Origin of the sequence: Serratia sp. CY84636, from assembly GCF_052166245.1 — a bacterium.
In the GTDB taxonomy this organism is placed as follows: domain Bacteria; phylum Pseudomonadota; class Gammaproteobacteria; order Enterobacterales; family Enterobacteriaceae; genus Serratia; species Serratia nevei.
The window spans coordinates 179,937-201,062 of sequence record NZ_JBJNOX010000007.1; the positions used below are offsets into that span (position 1 = coordinate 179,937).

The 21,126-nt window shown below is 63.1% G+C and carries 19 protein-coding genes; 6 read left to right on the forward strand and 13 right to left on the reverse strand.

Annotated features, from left to right (window positions below):
- Nucleotides 1-76 precede the first annotated feature (76 nt).
- Nucleotides 77-988 (forward strand): LysR family transcriptional regulator, encoded by a 912-nt coding sequence (locus tag ACJ8QI_RS19770; protein ID WP_442532967.1) that lies wholly within the window; start codon nt 77-79, stop codon nt 986-988.
- Here the strand turns inward: ACJ8QI_RS19770 and selB are convergent.
- The 8 genes from selB to fdnG all read right to left on the reverse strand — a co-directional run bounded on the left by selB (nt 978) and on the right by fdnG (nt 11,228).
- Nucleotides 978-2,834 carry a selenocysteine-specific translation elongation factor gene (gene selB / locus ACJ8QI_RS19775; protein WP_442532968.1) on the reverse strand — a complete coding sequence of 619 codons (1,857 nt, stop codon included), beginning with the start codon at nt 2,832-2,834 and terminating at the stop codon, nt 978-980. The genes ACJ8QI_RS19770 and selB overlap by 11 nt on opposite strands.
- A complete protein-coding gene (gene selA, locus ACJ8QI_RS19780) occupies nt 2,831-4,225 on the reverse strand; it encodes an L-seryl-tRNA(Sec) selenium transferase (protein WP_336844079.1) in 1,395 nt (464 codons plus the stop codon). The genes selB and selA overlap by 4 nt, the downstream gene beginning before the upstream one ends.
- 68 nt (nt 4,226-4,293) lie before the next feature.
- Complete coding sequence (locus ACJ8QI_RS19785; RefSeq protein WP_038875954.1) at nt 4,294-4,899, reverse strand: glutathione S-transferase; 606 nt, start codon at nt 4,897-4,899, stop codon at nt 4,294-4,296.
- 40 nt (nt 4,900-4,939) lie between these two features.
- A complete protein-coding gene (locus tag ACJ8QI_RS19790; RefSeq protein ID WP_336844082.1) occupies nt 4,940-5,590 on the reverse strand; it encodes a DcrB-related protein in 651 nt (216 codons plus the stop codon).
- A 114-nt stretch (nt 5,591-5,704) separates the two neighbouring features.
- On the reverse strand, nt 5,705-6,634 hold the full coding sequence (gene fdhE / locus ACJ8QI_RS19795) for a formate dehydrogenase accessory protein FdhE (RefSeq protein ID WP_025304790.1): 930 nt from the start codon (nt 6,632-6,634) through the stop codon (nt 5,705-5,707).
- On the reverse strand, nt 6,634-7,269 hold the full coding sequence (fdoI, locus tag ACJ8QI_RS19800) for a formate dehydrogenase cytochrome b556 subunit (RefSeq protein WP_004934017.1): 636 nt from the start codon (nt 7,267-7,269) through the stop codon (nt 6,634-6,636). The genes fdhE and fdoI overlap by 1 nt, the downstream gene beginning before the upstream one ends.
- Nucleotides 7,266-8,168 (reverse strand): formate dehydrogenase subunit beta, encoded by a 903-nt coding sequence (gene fdxH / locus ACJ8QI_RS19805; RefSeq protein ID WP_033649532.1) that lies wholly within the window; start codon nt 8,166-8,168, stop codon nt 7,266-7,268. The genes fdoI and fdxH overlap by 4 nt, the downstream gene beginning before the upstream one ends.
- A gap of 12 nt (nt 8,169-8,180) precedes the next feature.
- Complete coding sequence (gene fdnG / locus ACJ8QI_RS19810) at nt 8,181-11,228, reverse strand: formate dehydrogenase-N subunit alpha (RefSeq protein WP_100396610.1); 3,048 nt, start codon at nt 11,226-11,228, stop codon at nt 8,181-8,183.
- 418 nt (nt 11,229-11,646) lie between these two features.
- Here fdnG and sodA point away from each other — a divergent pair, with 418 nt between their 5' ends.
- Together sodA and ACJ8QI_RS19820 are read left to right on the forward strand one after the other, a co-directional pair.
- Nucleotides 11,647-12,267, forward strand: coding sequence for a superoxide dismutase [Mn] (sodA, locus tag ACJ8QI_RS19815; RefSeq protein ID WP_004934003.1), 621 nt, complete (start codon nt 11,647-11,649; stop codon nt 12,265-12,267).
- A gap of 125 nt (nt 12,268-12,392) precedes the next feature.
- Complete coding sequence (locus ACJ8QI_RS19820; protein WP_442532969.1) at nt 12,393-14,321, forward strand: methyl-accepting chemotaxis protein; 1,929 nt, start codon at nt 12,393-12,395, stop codon at nt 14,319-14,321.
- Between the two features lie 32 nt (nt 14,322-14,353).
- Here ACJ8QI_RS19820 and ACJ8QI_RS19825 read toward each other — a convergent pair whose 3' ends face one another.
- Nucleotides 14,354-14,968, reverse strand: coding sequence for a histidine phosphatase family protein (locus ACJ8QI_RS19825; protein ID WP_442532970.1), 615 nt, complete (start codon nt 14,966-14,968; stop codon nt 14,354-14,356).
- Nucleotides 14,969-15,099: 131 nt separating this feature from the next.
- On the opposite strand from ACJ8QI_RS19825, the gene yiiM reads away from it, so the two are divergent.
- Both yiiM and ACJ8QI_RS19835 read left to right on the forward strand, forming a co-directional pair.
- On the forward strand, nt 15,100-15,771 hold the full coding sequence (gene yiiM / locus ACJ8QI_RS19830) for a 6-hydroxyaminopurine reductase (protein ID WP_148876984.1): 672 nt from the start codon (nt 15,100-15,102) through the stop codon (nt 15,769-15,771).
- 102 nt (nt 15,772-15,873) lie between these two features.
- Complete coding sequence (locus tag ACJ8QI_RS19835; protein ID WP_442532971.1) at nt 15,874-16,653, forward strand: class I SAM-dependent methyltransferase; 780 nt, start codon at nt 15,874-15,876, stop codon at nt 16,651-16,653.
- Nucleotides 16,654-16,663: 10 nt separating this feature from the next.
- Here the strand turns inward: ACJ8QI_RS19835 and ACJ8QI_RS19840 are convergent, their stop codons facing one another.
- Both ACJ8QI_RS19840 and ACJ8QI_RS19845 read right to left on the reverse strand, forming a co-directional pair.
- The gene (locus tag ACJ8QI_RS19840) at nt 16,664-17,026 is read right to left on the reverse strand and encodes a YibL family ribosome-associated protein (protein ID WP_004933989.1); all 363 of its coding nucleotides are present in this window, start codon (nt 17,024-17,026) and stop codon (nt 16,664-16,666) included.
- Between the two features lie 73 nt (nt 17,027-17,099).
- Nucleotides 17,100-18,566 (reverse strand): aminotransferase-like domain-containing protein, encoded by a 1,467-nt coding sequence (locus ACJ8QI_RS19845; RefSeq protein ID WP_337149099.1) that lies wholly within the window; start codon nt 18,564-18,566, stop codon nt 17,100-17,102.
- A 142-nt stretch (nt 18,567-18,708) separates the two neighbouring features.
- Between ACJ8QI_RS19845 and ACJ8QI_RS19850 the strand changes: the two genes are divergently transcribed.
- On the forward strand, nt 18,709-19,317 hold the full coding sequence (locus ACJ8QI_RS19850; protein WP_025304783.1) for a LysE family translocator: 609 nt from the start codon (nt 18,709-18,711) through the stop codon (nt 19,315-19,317).
- Here ACJ8QI_RS19850 and ACJ8QI_RS19855 read toward each other — a convergent pair.
- Both ACJ8QI_RS19855 and ACJ8QI_RS19860 read right to left on the reverse strand, forming a co-directional pair.
- Nucleotides 19,314-19,865, reverse strand: a complete 552-nt coding sequence (locus ACJ8QI_RS19855; RefSeq protein WP_016929575.1) for an MltR family transcriptional regulator — start codon at nt 19,863-19,865, stop codon at nt 19,314-19,316. The two genes, ACJ8QI_RS19850 and ACJ8QI_RS19855, sit on opposite strands and share 4 nt — an antisense overlap.
- A 94-nt stretch (nt 19,866-19,959) precedes the next feature.
- Entirely contained in the window at nt 19,960-21,105 is a 1,146-nt protein-coding gene (locus ACJ8QI_RS19860) for a mannitol-1-phosphate 5-dehydrogenase (RefSeq protein ID WP_442532972.1), read from the reverse strand.
- Nucleotides 21,106-21,126 lie beyond the last annotated feature (21 nt).

Consider the following 21,126-nt stretch of genomic DNA (forward strand, 5'->3'; position numbering starts at 1 on the left):
TGCCGCCGCCACCGCCTTGAAAAAGGAGTAATCCTGTCGTTTACTGTGAATCAGACTCATTATTAGAGACGCCGCGATGGCCAGTTCCCTTCCGCCGCTTTACGCCCTGCGCGCCTTCGAAAGCGCCGCCCGCACCGGCTCGTTCACGCTGGCCGCCGAGGAGCTGCATCTCACCCCGAGCGCGGTCAGCAAGCACATCAAAACGCTGGAGCAGCACTTCGGCTGCCGGCTGTTCCAGCGCAACGGCCCGCGTATCGAGGTCACGCCGCAGGGGAAAATCTTCGCCGCCGAGTTGCAGCAAGGGTTTGGCCGCATCGAGCAAGCCTGCGAGCTGTTCAGAAGCCACCGCGATCTACTGCGGCTGAAGGCACCCTCCACCCTGACCATGCGCTGGCTGCTGGACTGCCTGAGCCGGTTCCGGCAAACGGCGCAGGCGTTCGACGTGCAGGCAGCCAGCGTCTGGATGGACATCGACAGCGTGGATTTTTTCAGCGAACCCTACGACTGCGCCATCCTGCTCGGCAACGGCCATTTCGGCGCCAACACCGCCGCCGCCAAGCTGTTCGACGAATGGCTGATCCCGATTTGCGCCCCCGCGCTGCTCGCCGACGGGCAGCGCGATCTCGCCGCCTGCCCGCTGATCCACCCTTCACCCGATCGGCGCGACTGGCGGCGCTGGCTGCAAAAAAGCGGCATAGCGGCCCCGTTCGATCTTGCACGCGGCCAGGTATTTGATTCGCTGGAACAGGGCAACGCTGCAGCCATCGCCGGGCACGGCATCTCGATCGGGGATCTGGCGCTGAGCCTGCGAACCATTGAGGAGGGGTTATTGGCGCTGCCTTGTGACGCCGCCGTGCGCACCGGCGACTGTTACTATCTGGTTTGGCCGGCGGAGTCGGCGAAACGGCCGCTGATCGAACGCTTACAGGCGTTTCTCACCGCCCAAACGCCCGACGTCAGCCAGGCCGCCGTCAGGTTTATCGGCTAGGGGACTCGCTGCCGAACAACCCGCCGTCGCGCAGCAAATGCTCGTTACCCTTGCGGCGGGTAAAACCGCTGCGATCGAAGAACTCCAGCACCTGGATCGCCAGCTTGCGCCCGACGCCGAGCCGATCGCGGAAGTCGGCGGCGTTGGCGCCGCTCCGCTCCGCATCCAGCTCGCGGATCAGCGCCGCGAACTGATCGATGCGTCGGCTGAGGTAGTAGCGATCCACCACCACCGCCGTCACATGGCCCAGCTGAGCTGCCTTACGCAGCAGCGCCCGTACCCGGCTCTCTTCCTCGCCCAACTCGCTCGCCAGATCGCGCACCCACCACGGCTCGTCGCCGAACAGCGGTTCGATGCGTGCCCACAGCGGCGCCTCTTCGGCGCTGAATGCCAGACCGTGTTCCGGCAGATGCAGCCAGCCGCGCGTGTTGCGCAGCGCACCGGCTTTCAGCAGCCGATCGATCATCATAAACACCAACGCTTCCGGCTGCTGAGGCAGCGCCATACGCCGCAGGCGGGCGCGCCCTAACCCCAGCTGGTCGGCGTGCTTTTGGTGGTACTCCGCCAGCACCTGCAGCAGCCGGCTCTCCGCCTGTTGCACCTGATCCTGCGCGAGCGCCCGGTCACCGACGATCAGCAGATCGCGGTCCGCCAGCAGTGCCGCCAGGCCGTCGTCGGTCAACTGACGCGCCCAGGCAAACGCCGCCAGCGACAGCGCGCCCTGCGGCAGCTCAAGCGCCAGCACCTGCGCATCGTCTTGCGCCTGCGCCAGAGCCTGCAGCCATGCCAGGTAGTCCGGCTGGCGCTTGCCGCGCTTGGGCGCGCTCAGCCTGAGCACCCGGGCCGCGCCCAGCGTTTGCCGTGCGCCGATGTCGCGCAGCACCAGACGATCGTTTTCCGCCAGCCACAGCGGGCGATCGAGGATCAGTTCCGCCAACCCGTCGTTCAGCAGCGAAATGCGCCCGGTGATGTGGCTGGCGGCATGGTGCAGATGCAGCGGCTGCCAATGGCGGATCGGCCGATCCGCTTCCAGCGCCACCAGAATGCGTTCCGCCGCCTCCGGCGGACGCTGCGCCAGCAGCCAGTCGCCGCGCGCGATCCGGTCTTTATCGACATCGCCGCTGATGTTCAACGCAATGCGTTGCCCGGCCTGCGCCTGCTCCACGGTCTGATTTTGGGCGTGCAGGCCACGCACCCGCACCGGCGCGTCGGCGCCGGTCAGCCACAGCGAATCCCCCACCTGCACCCGGCCACCGAGCGCGGTGCCGGTCACCACCAGCCCCGCCCCTTTGACGCTGAACGCACGGTCTACCGCCAGGCGAAAACGGCGCGTCAGCGCGTGCTCGCCGGAGGGCAGCGCCAGCAAATGCGCGCGCAGCGCCTCGATGCCTTCCCCCGCCGCCGCCGCGGTAACAAACAGCGGCGCATCGGGCCAGCCCTGGCGCACCAGTTCGTCGCGCACCTGACGGCGTACCTCGTCGACACGCGCCGCGTCCACCCGGTCGGCCTTGGTCAACGCCACCGTCAGCGCCGGGCGCCCGCTCAGGCGCAGGATCGCCAAATGCTCGCGGGTTTGCGCCATCACGCCGTCGTCGCAGGCCACCACCAGCAATGCATGGTCGATACCGCCGACGCCCGCCAGCATATTGGCGAGGAATTTCTCGTGGCCGGGCACGTCGATAAAGCCCAGCACCCGGCCGTCCGGCTGCGGCCAGTAGGCGTAACCCAGATCGATGGTCATGCCGCGGCGCTTTTCTTCCGGCAGGCGATCCGCGTTGATCCCCGAGATCGCCTGCAGCAGGGTGGTTTTGCCATGATCGACATGGCCGGCGGTGGCGATGATCATGAGGCGCTCAGCGCTTCGATCAGCGCCCCTTCCTGTTCCAGACAGCGCAGATCCAGCCACAGCCGGCCGTCGCCGAGGCGGCCGATCACCGGCTGCGGCAGGCGGCGCCAGCGTTCAGCCAGCGCCTCCAGCGTGGCGCCGCGGCCGTCGCGCGGCGTGAAGGTCAGCGCATAGCTGGGCAGGCGATCCACCGGCAGTGAACCGCTGCCAATCTGCGACCAGCACGGTTCGGCGCGCAGCTCGAAATCGGCGGTGAACCGTGGCGTCAGCGCCACCAGCAGCCGCTCGGCCGCCTGTTGCATCTCCAGCTGCGGGCGGGTCAGCAGCCGCAGCGTCGGCAGCTGCTCAGCCAGTTTTTCCGGCTGCAGATAGAGCCGCAGCGTGGCCTCCAGGGCCGCCAGCGTCAGCTTGCCGACGCGCAGCGCGCGTTTGAGCGGATGCTGCTGCAGGCGAGCGATCAGCGCCTTTTTGCCGACGATGATGCCGGCCTGCGGGCCGCCCAGCAGCTTATCGCCGGAGAACGTCACCAGATCGACGCCGGCGGCCAGCAGCCGCTGCGGCATCGGTTCGGCGGGCAGGCCGTACTGCGCCATGTCGATCAGCGAGCCGCTGCCCAGATCGGTGGCGGTCGGCACGCCCTGTTCGGCCCCGAGCTGCGCCAGTTCGGCCTCGTCGACCGCCGCAGTAAAGCCCTGAATGCTGTAGTTGCTGGTGTGCACCTTCATCAACAGGCCGGTCTGCTCGTTGATGGCCTGGCGGTAATCTTTCAGATGGGTACGGTTGGTGGTGCCGACCTCCACCAGTTGGCAGCCCGCCTGGCGCATCACGTCGGGTATGCGGAACGCGCCGCCGATCTCCACCAGCTCGCCGCGCGACACCACCACCTCTTTGCCGGGAGCGATCGCCGCCAGCATCAGCAGCACCGCCGCCGCGTTGTTATTGACGATGCAGGCGTCCTCCGCGCCGGTCAGCCGGCACAGCAGATCCGCCACCGCCCGATCGCGATGGCCGCGCCCGGCACCATCCAGATCGTACTCCAGCGTCACCGCCTCCCCCATCACCGCGCTTACCGCGTCCTTCACCGGCTGCGCCAGCAGGGCGCGCCCGAGGTTAGTGTGCAGCACGGTGCCGCTGAGGTTGAACACCGGCAGCAAAGCCGGGCGTTGCTGCCGGGCCAGCTCCGCCCGCAGCGCCTGCGGCCAGTCGTCGCACCAGGCGGGTAAACGTTGCTGTTGCCTGATCGCGGCGCGCGCCTCGGCCTGCAGCCGGCGCAGCAGTTCGCCGATCAGCGTCTGGCCATGCTGCGCCACCAGCGGTTCAATCGCGGGTTCTCGCAGCAGGCGGTCAATGGCGGGCAGTTGGCTGTAAAGAAGGTGGGATTCAGTGCTCATGGTCGCTCGGTTTTCAGTTTAGACGTATCGGCATAGCAAAACCCCGCCGCGGCGGGGGAGAAAAAAGCTCAGGGAGGCGAAGTGCGGGCGAAGCTTTCGCGGGCGAACAGGCGTTCGGCCAGCTTGACCAGCGCCGGGCGCTCGACGCACCAGTTGGGCAGGATGCGGCGGAAATTGAGGTAGCCCAGCGCGCAGCCGGTGGCGATATCCGCCAGCGTCAGCCGCTCGGCATTGAGCCACGTTTTTTCCCGCGCCAGCGCCTCCAGCGCATCCAACCCCTGCGTCAGTTTGTCACGCTGGCGCAGCATCCAGTTTTCGTCCTGTTTTTCCGGCGCGCGCCGGCTTTCGCGAAACAGGGTCGCTGCCGCTTCGGTCACGCCGTCCGCCAGCGCCGCCACCTGGCGGACGCGCAACGCGGCGGCGCGATCGGCCGGCAAGAACGCCGGTTCCACCGCCAGCAGCTCAAGGTATTCGGCCACCACCGGCGAGTCGTAAAATACCTCGCCGTCATCGGCGATCAGCACCGGCACCTTGGCGAGCGGGTTCAGCTCCTTCACCCGGCTGCCGGGCTCATACGGCGGATCGTTGACGAATTCGAACGCGATCCCCTTCTCCAGCAGCATCACGGAAATCTTGCGCACAAAGGGACTGGTGTAACTGCCGATAAGCTTCATCCGTTCTCCTCCGCTTCGTCCTGGCCGCGGCGCGGCGCCCTTACTTCACCGCCAGGGTATCGATAATCCGCTGCACCAGCGCCTGGTGCACTTCCGGCGTTTTGGCCGGCGACAGCATTTGCAGCGTCACCACCCGCTTGTTGAACACCGTCAGCACCAGCGTGGACACCACCTTCTGCCCGTTGACGGTCTGCTCGGTATCCACCCGGCGAAACTTCTGTTTGCCGACGGTGAAGTTCTCTTCTTTGGTGGTCTGGATATTCTGATAGCGCTCGGCCAGCACCGTGATGGCGCTCTGCGCCAGCTCTTTCAGCATTTTGTCGCTGGCGTTGAGCTTCATGTCGTCCGGCGGGATCACCTCGGACGAAACCGCGCTCTGGCGCGACTTGCCGTCGAGGAAGCGCTGAATGGTGGAGGTGCTGTCGTTGATGATGCCGCTGTTCAGCGTCTGATCGCTAAAGCCAGGCGGCAGCTCGAAGGTGATTTTGCCCTTCTGCAGCGACACGTTCAGCCCCGGTGGCGCGGACGGGGTTTCTGCCGGCGCAGGCGGCGGCGGTGGCGCGGGCTGCGCCACGGTCGGCTTGGTGTCCGGTGGCGGCACCGCCGGTTTGGTGTCGTCTTTGTTGTCGCAGGCCGCCAGTCCCATCGCCAGCACGGCGACCGCGGTCAGTTTTGCCAGGGTGTTTAACATCGTGGTTCCTTTCGCTTGGCGCGTTATGGCCTAAACGTAGCAACTCGCCCGGGCGAATGCCAGAAGCCCGTTCTGAAATTGCTGGTCCGGCCCCGCGCGAACGGGGCCGGGCGGTTACTCCGCCGGGAACAGGAACGGATTGATGCTGCTGCGGCCGAAGCCTTCTTCTTCCATGCGGGCGTCCAGCACCAACGAAGCCAGATCGTCGGCCACCGCTTCGACCTGCGGGTCTTTTTCCTGATAGAGGATCTTCAGGTAAGTGCCGCAGTCGCCGCAGCTCTCCGCCTTCACCGCCGCCTGCTCGCTGTCCAGCGACCAGTAGTTGAGATCGCGGGTCTGCTCGCAGTTGCTGCACTTCACCCGCACCACGTGCCATTCGCTTTCGCACAGGTTGCAGTGCAGGTAGCGCAGGCCGTTGACGGTGCCAATGTGCACCATGCTGGAGACCGGGATGCTGCCGCACACCGGGCAGAACTGGCGCTGCTCGCCGTATTCGGCGCGCGCCTTGCCGGGGATCAGGCTGGCCATCTGCGCCCAATAGAGCGACAGCGCGGCCCAGAGGAACGGCGCCTTCTCGCTGCCCACCTTGCCGAACTCGCGGTTGAGCAAGGCGTCGGCCATCAGCTCCAACTCGTGCGCCGAGGCTTTCTCCAGGTTGTCCAGCACCGCCAGGATATGCTCCGGCGCCTGCGGGCGCAGCTCGGCGATCAGCGACGTCAGCAGCTTGCGCCAGTGCTCGCTACGCGGGAACACGCTCAGATCGAGCGGCGGTTTGCCGCTGGCGGCGCCCTGCGCCAGCGCTTCGCTCAGATCGAGCGCCAGCGGGTTATCGTGCAGCGCATGCTGCTGCGCCTGCGCCAGCTCGGCGGCGAAGTTCAGGTAGTCGCCCAGCGGATTGTCGACCGCCAGCTGACGCAGACGATCGGCGCGACGGCTGTACAGGCTTTTCAGGTTGGCGAAAAGTAACGGCGGGATGTTCTCCGCCGTTGTGGACTTCTCACGCTGTGCCCCTAACTGCTCTTTAGGAACGATGCGGATACTCATCAGGGTTTATCTTCCTGTCGTTTCTCGCGGACCTCACGGTACCAGCGCGGATGATGTTTCTTGGCCCAGGCCGCCGGCACCCAGCCTTCCACCATCGCGGTAATGGTGCCTTTTACCCACAATGCGGCGTAAATGTGCACCATAATCACGATAATCAGGCCGACCGCGGCCAGCGAATGCACCAGCAGCGCGATGCGGATCAGCGGGATGGAGAACGACGGCGCAAAATACGGCCGCCAGATCACCACGCCGCTGGCCAGCAACAGCACCAGGCTGATAATCGCCGCCCAGAACACGCACTTCTGGCCGAAATTATAGCGCCCGGTGTCACCCACTTCCTCGTTCATGGCGATTTTGTGGATGTTCTTGGCCCAGACGATATCTTCCCGGTTGATCAGGTTATGCTTCCAGTAGCGCAGGAACATCAGCAGGAACGCGGCAAACATGATCACCCCGACAAACGGGTGCAGAATGCGCGCCAGCTGCGGCGTCCCGAAGATGTTCATCAGCCAGTTGAAGGAGGGGAAGAAGAACCCCAGCCCGCTGATGGCGGCGAACACGAAGCAGAACGCCACGATCCAGTGGTTGATGCGCTCCGGTGCGCTGTAACGCTGAATGGGCTTTTCCTTTCTCATTTGCGCGTCTCCTCGTCGTGCGACTCGTCGTGCTCGTCCTCATCGTCGACGCGGTTAGGCCCGACGCCGACATAGTGGAACACGCTGGCCGCGAAGGTGGCGGCAAAGCCGATGGCCGCCAGGGGTTTCCACACGCCCTTCCAGAAGGTCACCGCCGGGCTGATGCTCGGGTTGTCCGGCAAACCGTGGTACAGCTGCGGTTTGTCGGCGTGGTGCAGCACGTACATCACGTGCGTGCCGCCCACCCCCGCCGGATCGTACAGACCGGCGTTCTGGTAACCGCGGGTGTTCAGCTCGCTGACGCGATCTGCCGCCACCTGCTTCATCGCTTCCTTGGTGCCGAAGTGAATGGCGCCGGTCGGGCAGGTTTTCACGCAGGCCGGTTCCTGGCCCACGTCCACGCGGTCGACGCACAGGGTGCACTTGTACACCCGGTTGTCGTCCTTGTTCATGCGCGGTACGTCGAACGGGCAGCCGGCGATGCAGTAGCCGCAGCCGATGCAGTGCTCGGACTGGAAGTCGACGATGCCGTTGGCGTACTGAATGATCGCGCCTTCCGACGGGCAGGCCTTCAGGCAGCCCGGATCGGCGCAGTGCATGCAGCCATCCTTGCGGATCAGCCATTCCAGCTTGCCGTTTTCCTCCACCTCGGAGAAGCGCATCACCGTCCACGACTTGGCGGTCAGATCGGCGGGGTTATCGTACACCCCGACGTTGTGCCCCACCTCGTCGCGGATGTCGTTCCATTCGGAACAGGCCACCTGACAGGCCTTGCAGCCGATACAGGTGGTGACATCGATCAGTTTGGCCACTTCTTCCTGGTGGTCACGGGCGCGCGGCGCCGGCGTGAAACCATTGGTGGCGGATTTACGAATGATGTCTTGAGATTGCATGGCCATAATTCGTCTCCGTTACACCTTTTCCACGTTGACCAGGAACGCCTTGAACTCCGGCGTTTGCGTATTGGCGTCGCCGACGAACGGCGTCAGCGTGTTGGCGATAAAGCCTTTCTTCGCCACCCCTTCGTAACCCCAGTGGATCGGGATGCCGATGGTGTCGACTTCCTGGCCGTGCACCTGCAGCGTGCGAATACGCTTGGTCACCACCGCCTTGGCCTTGATGTAGCCGCGGTTGGAGCTGACCTTCACGGTGTCGCCCTGCTTGATGCCTTTCTTCTCTGCCAGCTTCTCACCGATCTCCACGAACTGCTCCGGCTGCGCGATGGCGTTCAGCCGCGCGTGCTTGGTCCAGTAGTGGAAGTGCTCGGTCAGACGATAGGTGGTACCGACGTAAGGGAACTTGTCGGATTTGCCCATCGCCGCCAGATCGTCCTTGAACACGCGCGCCGCCGGGTTGGACACCACGTTCGGGTGCAGCGGGTTGGTGCCGAGCGGCGTTTCGAACGGCTCGTAGTGTTCAGGGAACGGCCCTTCCGCCATCTTGTCGGTGGCGAACAGGCGGCCCATGCCCTCCGGCTGCATGATGAACGGCCCGACGTCGCTGCCCGGCGCGGCGGTGCTGTAGTCCGGGATATCGGCCCCGACCCACTTGGCGCCGTCCCACTCCAGCAGCTGGCGTTTCGGATCCCACGGTTTACCCTGCGGGTCCGCCGAGGCGCGGTTGTACAGGATGCGGCGGTTGAGCGGCCATGCCCAGGCCCAGCCCAGCGTATTGCCGAGGCCGGACGGATCGGCGTTGTCGCGCCGCGCCATCTGGTTGCCGGCCGGCGTCCAGCTGCCGGCGAAGATCCAGCAACCGCTGGCGGTGGTGCCGTCGTCGCGCAGCTGCGCGAACGAGCTGAGCAGCTCGCCTTTTTTCACCAGCACTTTGCCGTCGGCATCCAGCAGATCCGCCAGCGCCTTGCCGTTGTTTTCCTGCGCCACCTCTTCCGGCGACGGGTTATCCGGCGTCAGGTAGTCCCAGCGCATGTTCAGCACCTGTTCCGGCACCGCACCGCCGTCGCGCGCATACATCTCGCGCAGGCGGCTGAAGATGCCCGCCAGGATCTCGCCGTCGTTCAGCGCTTCGCCCGGGGCGTCTGCGCCTTTCCAGTGCCACTGCAGCCAGCGGCCGGAGTTGACGATCGAACCGTTTTCTTCGGCGAAGCAGGTAGACGGCAGGCGGAACACTTCGGTCTGGATCTGCGAAGGATCCACCTCGTTGAACTCGCCGTGGTTCTGCCAGAAGTTGGAGGTCTCGGTGTTCAACGGATCGATGGTCACCAGGAACTTCAGCTTGGACAGCGAAGCCACTACCTTGTTTTTATTCGGGAACGACGCCACCGGGTTAAAGCCCTGGCAGAAGTAGCCGTTGACCTTGCCCTGCGCCATCATTTCGAAGTACTGCAGCACGTCGTAGCCTTTGTCCCACTTCGGCAACCAGTCAAAGCCCCAGCTGTTGTCCTTCTGCGCCTTGTCGCCGTAGAAGGTCTTCATCATGCTGACGAAGAATTTCGGGTAGTTGCCCCAGTAGTTCACCTGGCCCGGCAGCAGCGCCTTCGGCGTGTTGGCCTTCAGGTAGGTCTCGAGATCGGTCTGTTTCTCCGACGGCAGCGTCATGTAACCCGGCAGGCTCTGCGACAGCAGGCCGAGATCGGTCAGCCCCTGGATGTTGGAGTGGCCGCGCAGCGCGTTGACGCCGCCGCCCGCCATGCCCATGTTGCCGAGCAGCAGCTGGATCATCGCCATGGTACGGATGTTCTGCGCGCCGACCGAGTGCTGAGTCCAGCCCAGGGCATACAGGAACGAAGCGGTTTTATCCGCGACGCAGGTTTCGGCGATGTATTCGCACACCTTGAGGAAATCGTCCTTCGGCGTGCCGCAGATGTTGGTCACCACGTCAGGCGTGTAGCGGCTCACGTGCTGTTTCAGCATGTTCCACACGCAGCGCGGATCCTGCAGCGTGACGTCGCGCTTGGCGAAGCCGTTCTCGTCGAACTGGTAGTTCCAGGTGGTTTTGTCGTACTTGCGGTTTTCCGCGTCGTAGCCGCTGAACAAGCCGTCTTCGAAGGCAAAGTCTTCCCGCACCAGCAGGCTGGCGTTGGTGTAGGCCTCGACGTATTCGCGGTTGAACTTGTTGTTGGTCATCAGATACAGCAACACGCCCGACAGGAAAGCGATGTCGGTCCCGGAGCGGATCGGCGTGTAAAAGTCCGCCACCGATGCGGTTCGGGTAAAGCGCGGATCGATCACGATCAGCTTGGCATTGTTGTGTATTTTGGCTTCCATCGCCCAGCGGAACCCCACCGGATGCGCTTCCGCCGCATTACCGCCCATGACGATAATCAAATTCGCGTTCTTGATATCAACCCAGTGGTTGGTCATCGCACCGCGACCAAATGTTGGAGCAAGACTTGCTACCGTTGGTCCGTGTCAGACACGCGCCTGGTTGTCTACGGCAAGCATGCCGAGAGCGCGACTAAATTTTTGCGACAGAAAACCGGTTTCGTTGCTGGCGGCCGAGGCGCACAGCATGCCGGTGGTCAGCCAACGGTTGACGGTAACGCCCTGGTCGTTGGTTTTGATGAAGTTGGCGTCACGGTCTTCTTTCACCAGCTTGGCGATGCGGGTAAAGGCGTCGTCCCAGCTGATGCGTTGCCATTTGTCCGACCCTGGCGCCCGGTATTCCGGGTACTTGAGGCGGCTTTCGCTGTGGATGAAGTCAACCAGGCCGGCGCCTTTCGGGCAAAGCGCGCCGCGGTTTACCGGATGATCCGGATCCCCTTCGATATGGAAAATGCTTTCTTTGGCGTTCTTGGCGCCATCACCAAGGCTGTACATCAACAGCCCACAGCCGACGGAACAATACGTACAGGTATTACGGGTCTCGCGGGCGCGCAGCAGTTTGTACTGCCGGGTTTCCGCCAACGCCACTTCGGGGGCAAAGCCCAGCGCGGCCACCGTCGTTCCTGCCATACCGCCAGCGCAGATCTTAAAGAACTGCCTTCTGCTGACCTGCATGGGGGTCTCCTTTCACTCTCGATTGTCACATTGTTCAAATGCGCCTGCCCCGCTAGCGCGGCAAACGCGAATGTCACTGTTGTTATGCTTGCTACGAACGCCGGCCATATTACCACAGCGTGCTTGTGGTTGTTACACACTCGTGCTCATTCAGTGAACGCATTGGCACATTTCGATACATTTCGGCGTGGGTGCTCCCTACAGTATAGAGAGTAACCCACGCGCCGGATCGACGGCTTGAGGCGGCCATCCGCCGCCCTCTTTTATCAGTATGTTAGCGCAGCGATTTGTTCATTAACCACACAATTCACAGGGCATTGATAATCATTTTCAATATCATTTAATTAACTATAATGATCCGACTGCTTACGCGGTGCTCGCCCTTTGCGCCGCCCATACACCACTGGAGATGATGATTATGAGTTATTCACTGCCATCCCTGCCGTACGCTTACGACGCACTGGAACCGCATTTCGACAAGCAGACGATGGAAATCCATCACACCAAACACCACCAGACCTACGTCAACAACGCCAACACCGTGCTGGAAGCCTACCCAGAGCTGGCCAAATACAGCGTTGAAGAGCTGATCCAGGATCTGGATAAGGTGCCTGCCGACAAACGCACCTTCATGCGCAACAACGCCGGCGGCCACGCCAACCACAGCTTCTTCTGGAAAAACCTGAAAACCGGCACCACGCTGGGCGGCGATCTGAAAGCGGCCATCGAGCGCGATTTCGGCAGCGTTGAGAAATTCCAGGAAGAGTTCGAGAAAGCCGCAGCCACCCGCTTCGGTTCCGGTTGGGCCTGGCTGGTGCTGAAAGACGGCAAACTGGCCGTGGTGTCTACCGCTAACCAGGACAGCCCACTGATGGGCGAAGCCGTCGCCGGCGCTTCCGGTTTCCCAATCATCGGTCTGGACGTGTGGGAACACGCTTACTACCTGAAATATCAGAACAAACGCCCTGACTACATCAAGGCGTTCTGGAACGTGGTCAACTGGGATGAAGCCGCCGCACGCTTCGCCGCGAAGAAGTAATTCGCCCCCGTTGATGAAGATGCCCGCCACCGGCGGGTATTTTTTTGCCTGAAATCCGCTAAAGTTTGACCACTTCTTGCCGATGGTTTGTTCAATTGACGTTCGCCCGGAGAAGGAAAAACGCTATGGCGGCATTGCAAGCATTGGCAGGAAAGTTCACTCATCTCACCGTAGGTAAAAAGCTCGGTCTCGGCTTCGCGCTGTTGCTGCTGTTGGCGGTCGTCATCGCCGGCACCGGGGCGCAATATCTGCACATCATCGAATCCCGCGCCGATCGCATCGACTTCAGCAACCGGCTGAACGAGGAGATCAACCAGGCCAAATACAACCGCGCCATGTACGGCCAGACCTACCGGCCGGAGTACATTCAGAACAACCGCGCCAATATTGAGAACGCCGTCAAACTGATAGACCAGGGGCAGGCACTGGACTGGGACGCCCAAAGCCGCAAGGATCTGCAGCGTCTGGTGACGCTGATCGGGGAATATCAACAGCAGCAAAAAGTCTTTGAGCAGGCGGTCACGGCGAAAGACGCGGTGCGCCAGAGCTGGAACATGTCGGAAGTGCAGGCCAGCCTGAGCCAGGTGGAACGCCAGCTGACCAACGGCGATCTGCAGCTGGCCTTCATCCAGCTGAACCAGAAGCTGACCCAGGTGCGCTACGGCGCGCGCGGCCTGCTGCTGAGCCTGAACAAGGAAACCGAAGCCCCGCTGATGGCGGCCATCGACGACGCGCGCGACGCGGCCAACGCCCTGAGCCGCAGGGTGAGCGACGCGCAGCGCCCGCAGCTGCAGCCGCTGCTGGCCGCCCTGGACGATTACAAAAACCGCATCGCGGCTTACCTGCCGGCCTATGAGCACGAGCAGCAGATCAGCCGGCAGCTCGGCGAACGCGCGCAAGCGATCGGCATGCTGGTGAACGCCTTTATGCAGGACGAGCTGGTGCAGACGCGCAACAACATCAATCTGGCGCAGCTGCAAATGGGCATCACCACCCTGATCGCCATCATCGCCGGGGTGCTTATCGCCTGGCGCATCACGCTGCAGATCACCCGTCCGCTGCACAGTACGCTGGCGATGGCGGAACGCATCGCCGGCGGTGACCTGCGCCAGGCGCAGACCAGCACCCGCCGCGACGAGCTGGGGCAGTTGCTGAACGCGGTGGCGGCCATGAGCCAAAACCTGCGCACCATGATTGAGAAGATCCAGATGGGGGTCAGCCAGGTTTCTACCGCCTCTGCGGAAATCGCCGCCGGCAACACCGATCTCTCTTCCCGCACCGAGCAGCAGGCGGCGGCGGTCGAGGAAACCGCCGCCAGCATGGAACAGCTGACCGCCACGGTGAAACAGAACGCCGACAACGCCCATCACGCCAATCAGCTGGCCACCGATGCCTCGCAGACCGCGCAGCAGGGCGGCAAGCTGGTGGAAAACGTGGTCAGCACCATGCGTGATATCTCCAGCAGTTCGCAGCGTATCGCCGAAATTACCACCCTGATCAACGGCATTGCCTTCCAGACCAACATCCTGGCGCTCAACGCCGCGGTCGAAGCGGCGCGCGCCGGCGAACAGGGCCGGGGCTTCTCGGTGGTTGCCAGCGAAGTGCGCAGCCTGGCGAGCCGCAGCGCCCAGGCGGCCAAGGAGATCGAAGGGCTGATCGCCGAATCGGTCAGCCGGGTGAAAACCGGCACCGAACTGGTGGAAAGCACCGGCAACACCATGGAACAGATCGTCCGCTCGGTCACCCACGTGCGCGACATCATGGCTGAAATCGCCGCCGCCTCCGATGAGCAGACGCGCGGCATCGCCCAGATTGGCCAGGCGATCGTCGAGATGGACCACACCACCCAGCAGAACGCCGCGCTGGTGGAAGAGTCCGCCGCCGCCGCCGATTCGCTGGAAGAACAGGCCGACATGCTGCTGCAAAGCGTCTCGGTGTTCCGTTTGGCGGAGCAGACCGAACCCGCCGCCGTGAAAGCCGCCGCGCCGAAAACGCCGGCCGTCAAACCCGCGGCCAGCAACGCCGCAGCGGAAGAGAACTGGACCACCTTCTGACGCCCTCAGGCGAGGAATATCCGTTCCTCGCCCTATCTTTGTGGCAACAGGTGGGTCGCGACTCCCCAATTCAACAAATTAAAACCAGAGGCGGTCACATCAAGCATTGCGTAGCCGCAATTGCGATGACCGTATCTGCGAAGGTCCTCCTGCGGGTCAGCCCCTTTAAGCCACCAAATCAGTGCCTGCAGGGCATGGCCGTGCGTAACAACACCGAGCGTTTGATTTTGTCCATCGACAGCCAGATCGGACAGACAAGCCATCAGGCGCCAGGCAACCTCATAAGCATTCTCCCCTCCCGGCGCCGACGCCTCTGCCTTACCGGCAAAGAGGCACTGCGTCGCTTCAGGATAATCGCGCATGGCCTGCGCATAAGATAACCCTTCCAGTCGGCCAAAATCTTGCTCCTGCAAACGCTCATCCATTTGCACAGTGCAGCCATATCTCTCAGCCAACGTCTCCGCCGTCGTAAAAGCCCGACCAGCCGGTGAACTGATCAACGAAGTGACCGATAACATTTGCAAGCGAGCACCAAGCCCAGCAATTTGACGTCGCCCCTCTTCTGTCAACGGACTGTCACTTCGCCCCTGAATAATCCCCGAGCGGTTCCATTCTGACTCCGCATGCCTCAATACAATGAAACGCATGGTTTTTTCTCGACGATAAAAGCCTAAATATAGACAGGAAAAACACATCCTTCCGTACAGGTAAACGCCGGGTAGTGTACGGGAACAACTCAGGCTATGCTGAGCCCTCGACGCGAGACACGGAGGCGCACATGCATCACCCAGACGTTTACATCGGCAGCATCCAACCCTATGAAGGCGGGCGCCCCAGCGCCATCGCCAAACGCCAGGTGGATGGCGCCATCCGGCTCACGCCGCTCGGGCTGGAAGGCGACGAACAGGCCGAAAAAAGCTACCACGGCGGGCCGGACCGCGCGCTGTGCCACTACCCGCGCGAGCATTACGTCCACTGGCGCGAGCAGTTTCCGGCGCAGGCAGAGCAGTTTTGCGCCCCGGCCTTCGGCGAGAATATCTCCACCGAAGGGCTGACCGAACACAATGTGTTTATGGGCGACATCTTCCGCTGGGGCGAAGCGCTGATCCAGGTCACCCAGCCGCGCTCACCGTGCTTCAAGCTCAATTATCACTTCGCCATCGAGGACATTTCGGTGCTGATGCAGCAAAGCGGCCGCTGCGGCTGGCTGTATCGGGTGGTGTCGCCCGGCGCGGTCAGCGGCGATCGTCCGCTGGAGCTGGCGGCGCGCAACAGCGACGTGTCGGTCGCCGAAGCCATCGCCATCGCCTGGCATATGCCATTCGACGCGGAACAGTATCGTCGCCTGTTGGCGGTGGCCGGCCTCTCCGCCAGCTGGAGCAAGACCATGCTCACGCGGCTTGCCGAAGGGCGCCTCGAGGACTTCAACCGCCGCCTGCTCGGCCGTTGAAATCGCGGGCGGAAAAGATGAAAAACGTGCGCCGAATGCCGCGTTAACCCTATTCTTCCGCCTATACTGTAGCCGCACGTTTTTTCAGCCAGGAGCCAGGTAATGACCACCCCGATCCATTCGATTCATCACGCCGCCGCCGAAGGCTATCAGGCCAACGCCGATCGCTATGTGAAAGGCCGGCCGGATTACCCGCCGGAAATCGCCGTCTGGCTGCGTGAAACTATCGGCCTGCACGCCGGCATGACGGTCATCGATCTCGGCGCCGGTACCGGCAAGTTTACCCCGCGCCTGCTGGAAACCGGCGCGCAGGTGATCGCCGTCGAACCGGTGCCGCAAATGCTGGAAAAACTGTCGGCGGCGCTGCCGCAGGTGAAAACGCTGGCGGGCACCGCCGAGGCGATCCCGTTGCCGGACGAGTCGGTCGATGCGGTGGTGTGCGCCCAGTCCTTCCATTGGTTCGCCACGCCGCAGGCGCTGGCGGAAATCCAGCGCATCCTCAAGCCCGGCGGCAAACTCGGTCTGGTGTGGAACATGCGCGATGCGCGCGTCGGTTGGGTGCGTAAATTGAATCAGATCGTCGATAGCCACGAAGGCGATGCGCCGCGTTTCTATACCGGCGAATGGCGCAAGTTCTTCCCGTTCAAAGGCTTTGAACCGCTGCAGGAGCAGGTGTTTATGCTGGGCCACCGGGGCGCAGTGGAGGACGTGATCTACAACCGCGTGCGTTCAACCAGCTTTATCGCCGCGCTGCCGCAGCCGCAACAGGAGCAGGTTATCGATCAATTGCGCCAACTGGTGGCGGAAGAAGAGGAGCTGCAGGGCCAGGACACGGTCACCGTGCCCTATCAGACCAAGGCGTATTTCACCACCAAGGTCTGACGCCCGGGGTTCAGAACGCTTTCTTGGCGTAGCCGGTGACCGCTTTCAGGCCCATCTCGCGGCCCAGCGCGGTCATCGGGTGCACCACGATCAGCCCGCGCGCGCTTTTCTTCAGCGCGCCCATATCGGCCTGCTCTTTCTTGGTGATCTCGCGGCTGAACGGCAGCTTGCTCAGCTTCTGCGCTTCGGCGCTCAGCTTCTCGCCGCGCACGTTTTTCAGGCGCTCGATCTCCGTCGCCAGCTTCTCTTTCTCTTTGGTGTGCTGCGCGATCAACTCAGGATTGCCCTGTTGGATCACGGTGGCGTCTTTGTGGTTCAAGGCGTCCAGCAGGTCGCTCAGGCGCTTGATCTCTGCCTTTTCTTTCTCTTTCATGGTCTCTGGCCCGTTGTGCCCAAAATGGCACGCTAATCAATGATACCGGCATTGTAGCAAAAGGCGCGCGCCGTTACCCGTCTTGCGCAATGCCGGGCGGCAGGCCGCTCATCTCGCAGGCTTTGGCGCCCAGCCGGGCCAGCGCCTGGGTGTAGCGCGCGTTGAACGGGTAGCAGCAGGAGAGCCGCAGCGCGTTGCGGTAACGCCCGCTGGGCGAATACAGGGTGCCCGGCGTCAAACAAATCTGCTCCTCCAGCAGCTGATGGAACAGCGCCACGCTGTCCACGCCGGGAGGGAATTCGACCCAGAACACGAAGCCGCCCGCCGGCTGCGTGGCCAGCGTGCCGCGCGGGAAATGCCGGGCGATCAGCGCCCGTGCCTCGTCCACCTGCGCCGCATAACGCTTGCGCAGGTTGCGCAAATGGTGATCGTAGCCGCCGCTCTCCAGGAAGGTCGCCAGCGTTTCCGACAGCAGCTGCGACTCGGACATCGATGACACCGCCTTCAGCTTGCGCAACGCCTCGTGGAAACGGCCGCCGCAGATCCAGCCGACGCGAAAGTCCGGCGCCAGCGTTTTGGTAAAGCTGGAGCAAAACAGCACCCAGCCGTCGCGATCGAACGCCTTCACCGCCGGCGACAACGCGCCGCCGAACTGGATCTCGGCATACAGCCCGTCTTCAATCAACGGCACCTGATGATCGTTCATCAGCCGCGCCAGCCGCTTTTTCGCCGCCAGCGGCATAGTGCAGCCCAGCGGGTTTTGCACCGTCGGCATGGCGATCACCGCGTTCAGCCGTTTCTCGTTCAATAGCAGTTCCAGCGCGTCCAGCGACAGCCCCAGCTGCGGATCGGTGGGGATTTCCAGCGCTTTCAGCCCCAGGCTGGCCAGCAGCGGCAGCAGATAGAAATAGGTTGGCGACTCCAGCCCGACGCAGTCACCCGGTTTGGTGGTGACGCGCAGCGCCAGCTGCAGCGCTTCCATGCAGCCGTGGGTCAGCACCACGTCGCCCGGCTCCAGCAGCATGCCCAGCGTCATCGAGCGGCGGGCGATCTGCTGACGCAGCCGCAGGCTGCCGGGCGGCAACGGGTACTGCCCGATCAGATCCGGCTGACGGCGCAGCTGTGAGGACAGCATGCGCCCCAGCTTGCCGCCGGGATAAAAATCGCTGGTCTGCGGGCAGGCCAGCGCAATGTTGGTGAAAGCCGGGTTTTGCTGGGCGGCAAACACGGTGTCGATCAGCGCCAGCACGTCGTCCGCCGGCGGTTCGATGCGCCCGCTGGGCGCCGAGGCCATCTTCAGCGCCGGCAGCGTGCTGCGAACATAAAACCCCGACTGCGGCCGCGCTTCGATCAGCCCGCGATCCTCCAGCGTGCGGTAAGCCGATACTACCGTATTGATGCTGACGCGATGAGTTTGCGCACAGCGCCGTACCGACGGCAGGCGGTCGCCGGGCCGTAGCGTGCCGCGGCGAATGGCCTCGGCCAGCGTATCCGCCAGCTGCAGGTAACGGGTATCCGGGGTTTCATCGAGCAGGGTCACAGTTTCTCTCCAGGCAATGGGTACAGTTTACATTTTGCACAACTGTAACCATGACAATATCCGATTTGTGGTTCTGTCACCATCCCATCGCAGCGATTATGCTGATCCTCTCGTGATTACCGCCATTTTCAAGGAACCTGTCATGCTGGACTCCGCCTTTGTCAGCTACGTCACCGTCATGTCGATTACCCCCGGCCCCAACAACCTGCTGCTGGCCTCGTCGGGCGTCAACTTCGGCCTGCGCCGCACCCTGCCGATGCTGTTCGGCATCTGCGTCGGCTGTGCGGTGCAGCTGGCGATCATTATTCCACTGCTGGCGCTGGCGCTGAGCTGGGCCGGCGTCATCCGCCTCCCGCTGGCGGTGATCGGCTGCGCCTACCTGCTGTGGCTGTCATGGAAACTGTTCCAGGCGGCCTCGCCGGACGCCAAAGAGCAGGCGCAGCCGATGAGCCTGCTCAATGGCGCGCTGTTTCAGGCGGTCAACCCCAAGGCCTGGCTGATGGTGATCAACGTGGCGATCCTGTTCACCCCGCGCGAAGGCGCCACCTTTGTCCATACGCTGTCGGTCATCGCCGGCTTCGCGCTGCTGAACCTGCCGTGCGTGCTGCTGTGGGCGGTGCTGGGCGACCGGTTGCGCAACGCGCTGCGGGTCACCTGGAAACTGCGCGCCTTCAACGGCGTGATGTCCGGCCTGATGGCCGCCACCGCGCTGTGGTTGTTGTTCGACGAGTGGCGCGCGGCCTTTGCTTAGCCGCGGCCGAGAGGAGAGAGTCGGGAAGGTTGTTTGGCGCCGATACCGGCGATCAGATCGGTAATGGACAGCACCATGGTGGAGCGCACCATCTGCTGATAGCGCTGGCGCTGCATGGCGATCAGCGCTTCATCCGCTTCGCCCGGCTGCAGGAAGGTCGGCACCGGCGGCAGCGCGGCCACGCAGTGCAGCTCGCCGAAGGGCCCGAGGATTTCGTCGTCGACGAAGCGGTATTCCGAGCCGTCGTGGTTCAGCTCTTCGCGCATCGCCATCAGCAGCTCGGCGTCTTCATATTCGTGGCGGGAGATCACCCCCAGCCCGTACATCAGCTTCAGGCGCACCGACAGCTCCCCGAGCGGGCCGCTGCCGGACAATAGCGGTTCGACGGCATATTTCACCGCGTAGTCATCCTTGCGGAATACCTGCACCACCAGCACGTTGAGCGCTTCCGCCAGCAGCTCTACCGCCGCGATCAGGAAGCTGCGCACCGTTTTGCCCGCGTTCAGCTTTTCCAGAACCTGGTTTTCAAATGCCTGTGCTTCTTCCATCGTCGCTTTTCGAAAGGCGTGGGGAGGGCCGTCGATGCCGAACTCGGGTTGCAGGAGCGCAGCAAGCTGCGCTCGGGTGTTCATCATCACGATTCTACTTGTGCATGGCGTTATACACAGCAACGGCCTCTTCTACAACCTCGCTTTCCGCCGGCAGGCCGGAAATTTGCGCCAGCGCGGCTTTCGGCCCGAGCGTGTTCAGCAATTCCGCCAATTCCAGCGCCTGCGGATCCTGTTCGCTGCGGTAGCTCATGGCGGCGGCGATGCCCTGGATCAGGTTGGCGTGCGGCAGGCCGTATTCCAGCGTGCCCAGCAGCGGTTTGATCAGGCGATCGCCGGCGCTCAGTTTGCGCAGCGGCTGGCGGCCCACGCGCTCGACGTCGTCGTGCAGATAAGGGTTTTCGAAGCGGCCGAGGATTTTGTTGATGTAGGCGGAGTGCTTGTCGGCGTCGAAGCCGTAGCGCTTGATCAGCACCGCGCCGCTCTCTTCCATCGCCCCTTTCACCACGCGGCGGATCGCCGGGTCGAGAATGGCGTCACGAATGGTTTGCAGCCCGGCCTGTTGGCCGAGGTAGGCGGTGATGGCGTGACCGGTATTGAGGGTGAACAGCTTGCGCTCGACGAACGCCATCAGGTTGTCGGTCAGCTCCATGCCGGCGATCGCCGGAGGCTGGCCTTTGAACTGGGTCTGATCGACGATCCATTCGCTGAAGGTTTCCACCGTCACTTCCAGCGGATCGCTGCTGTCCGCCGGCGGCACGATGCGGTCGACCGCCGAATCGACGAAGCCGACGTGCTGCTCAACCCATGCCTGCTCGTCCTGCGGCAGCGCGGCGAACACATGCTGTTTCAGCTGGCTGGTGCCGCGCACCATGTTCTCGCAGGCGATGATGTTCAGCGGCTGCACATTGCCCTGCTGATGACGCAGCACCAGCCCTTTGGCGATCGTGCCGGCGATTTTGCCGAGAATTTGCGGGCCAACGGCGGTGGTCACCAGATCCGCCTCAGCGATCAGCGCCACCGCCGCCTCGCTGCCGCTGTTGACGGCGCTGACGTTGTTGACGTTCTCCACGCGTTCTTGCTCGCCCACCACGTGCACCGCGTAGCTTTTACGGCTGTTCAGCAAATCCAGCACCGTTTGATTGACGTCGGCGAAGGTCAGCTCAACCCCTGCGTCCGCCAGCAGCTTGCCGATAAAACCGCGGCCGATGTTCCCTGCGCCAAAATGTAATGCTTTCATAACTCTACCTTCTTAATGTCG

What these genes read in the sequence shown, in the direction of transcription:
- ACJ8QI_RS19770 (WP_442532967.1), top strand. Translation starts at nt 77, where the DNA reads ATGGCCAGTTCCCTTCCGCCGCTTTACGCCCTGCGCGCCTTCGAAAGC.
- selB (WP_442532968.1), bottom strand. Translation starts at nt 2,834, where the DNA reads ATGATCATCGCCACCGCCGGCCATGTCGATCATGGCAAAACCACCCTG.
- selA (WP_336844079.1), bottom strand. Translation starts at nt 4,225, where the DNA reads ATGAGCACTGAATCCCACCTTCTTTACAGCCAACTGCCCGCCATTGAC.
- ACJ8QI_RS19785 (WP_038875954.1), bottom strand. Translation starts at nt 4,899, where the DNA reads ATGAAGCTTATCGGCAGTTACACCAGTCCCTTTGTGCGCAAGATTTCC.
- ACJ8QI_RS19790 (WP_336844082.1), bottom strand. Translation starts at nt 5,590, where the DNA reads ATGTTAAACACCCTGGCAAAACTGACCGCGGTCGCCGTGCTGGCGATG.
- fdhE (WP_025304790.1), bottom strand. Translation starts at nt 6,634, where the DNA reads ATGAGTATCCGCATCGTTCCTAAAGAGCAGTTAGGGGCACAGCGTGAG.
- fdoI (WP_004934017.1), bottom strand. Translation starts at nt 7,269, where the DNA reads ATGAGAAAGGAAAAGCCCATTCAGCGTTACAGCGCACCGGAGCGCATC.
- fdxH (WP_033649532.1), bottom strand. Translation starts at nt 8,168, where the DNA reads ATGGCCATGCAATCTCAAGACATCATTCGTAAATCCGCCACCAATGGT.
- sodA (WP_004934003.1), top strand. Translation starts at nt 11,647, where the DNA reads ATGAGTTATTCACTGCCATCCCTGCCGTACGCTTACGACGCACTGGAA.
- ACJ8QI_RS19820 (WP_442532969.1), top strand. Translation starts at nt 12,393, where the DNA reads ATGGCGGCATTGCAAGCATTGGCAGGAAAGTTCACTCATCTCACCGTA.
- ACJ8QI_RS19825 (WP_442532970.1), bottom strand. Translation starts at nt 14,968, where the DNA reads ATGCGTTTCATTGTATTGAGGCATGCGGAGTCAGAATGGAACCGCTCG.
- yiiM (WP_148876984.1), top strand. Translation starts at nt 15,100, where the DNA reads ATGCATCACCCAGACGTTTACATCGGCAGCATCCAACCCTATGAAGGC.
- ACJ8QI_RS19835 (WP_442532971.1), top strand. Translation starts at nt 15,874, where the DNA reads ATGACCACCCCGATCCATTCGATTCATCACGCCGCCGCCGAAGGCTAT.
- ACJ8QI_RS19840 (WP_004933989.1), bottom strand. Translation starts at nt 17,026, where the DNA reads ATGAAAGAGAAAGAAAAGGCAGAGATCAAGCGCCTGAGCGACCTGCTG.
- ACJ8QI_RS19850 (WP_025304783.1), top strand. Translation starts at nt 18,709, where the DNA reads ATGCTGGACTCCGCCTTTGTCAGCTACGTCACCGTCATGTCGATTACC.
- ACJ8QI_RS19855 (WP_016929575.1), bottom strand. Translation starts at nt 19,865, where the DNA reads ATGGAAGAAGCACAGGCATTTGAAAACCAGGTTCTGGAAAAGCTGAAC.
- ACJ8QI_RS19860 (WP_442532972.1), bottom strand. Translation starts at nt 21,105, where the DNA reads ATGAAAGCATTACATTTTGGCGCAGGGAACATCGGCCGCGGTTTTATC.